Raw genomic sequence first — 1215 nt, 5'->3', positions numbered from 1 at the left:
CGTCACCACGACCTCGGCCCCCGCCCGGGCCAGCTCGCGCGCGGTGGCATAGCCGATGCCGCCGGTGGCGCCGGTCACGACGGCCAGCCGGCCCTCCAGGCTCGGCATGTCCTCGGTGGTCCAGCTGGGCGGGCTGTGGCGCATGCGACTCCTCGGCGGCCGGTCGCGGACGGGCGACCGTATTGTCCGCCGCCCGACCGGCGCCCGAGGGGAAGGCGCGCCCGGCGGCGGCCCCGCCTCACACCGCCGTGCCGCGCGCCGCGGCGGCCCGTTCCCCGCCGTCCGCCGGGCCCGCCACCTCCTCGGCGACCCGGCGGGCCTGCCGCACCACATTGCGCAGATGGTTCGAGAACGGGATCCGCACGTGCGTGCCGACGCCCACCACCCACACCCGCTCCGGCGGGGCCCCGGGGCCCCGCCGTACCCGCAGGTCGTCCGCGAGGAAGTCCACGGCGCCGGAGTGCTTCGGAGGTTCCACCGGGTGGAGGGCGGTGCCGTCCTGCGACCAGTACAGCCGGGGCTGCTCGAAGCCGGTGGCGTTCACCACATGGCCGAAGCGCTCCGGCTCGCCCGCGCCGGGCCACTCCACCCGCCAGGCGCCCGCCTCGAAGGCCACCGCGCGGGGGTAGGCGGAGGCCAGGCGCAGCGCCCCGGAGTCGATGTGCGCGAGCAGCCGGCGCGCGTTGACGACCGTCATCGCCGTGGCATACCGGGCGATGAACCAGCCGTGGCGCTCCAGCAGCGCCCGGCGCCGCGCGGCGGGCAGCCGGGCACCCAGCTCGATGACCGCCTCTATCGCGGCCATCACGGCACCGGGCCAGGCACACGCGTCCGCCTCCACCAGCGCCGTCTCCTCGCGCAGCCGCGCCACGGGGTCGGTGGCCGCCGAGGACTGCCGGCGCAGCGGGGCGCGGTCGAGCGACCGTACGGCCGCCACGACGGCGCGCCGCACCTTCTCCTCCAGCAGCGGATCGTCCGGGTCGAGCCGCGCGACGCGCTCCAGCTCCGGGAAGTCCCGTACGGGCGCGCCCAGCGAGACCCGTACGGCGGGCAGTACGCCCGAGGGCGAGGTCATCGTCACCCGGTGGCCGTCCCGGCACAGCAGCAGACAGGCGTCGATGGCCGACTGGCGCGTGCCCAGGACCAGGACCCCGGCGCCGGGCGGCGGACCCGCCTCCGGGTCGCGCAGCCGGGCGGCGGGGTAGGGGGCGGGGG

General features: G+C 78.0%; 1 protein-coding gene. It reads right to left on the bottom strand.

Annotated elements, in window-relative coordinates; all coding sequences use genetic code 11:
* Window positions 1-238: 238 nt before the first annotated feature.
* A partial coding sequence (locus K6I33_RS35155; protein WP_229358850.1) for a hypothetical protein occupies window positions 239-1215 on the bottom strand: 977 nt, incomplete at its 5' end.

Origin of the sequence: Streptomyces sp. UNOB3_S3 (genome assembly GCF_020740895.1) — a bacterium.
Classification (GTDB): Bacteria; Actinomycetota; Actinomycetes; order Streptomycetales; family Streptomycetaceae; genus Streptomyces.
Note: the sequence above shows the minus strand (reverse complement) of the source record. Positions and strands in the feature narration are given on the sequence as shown.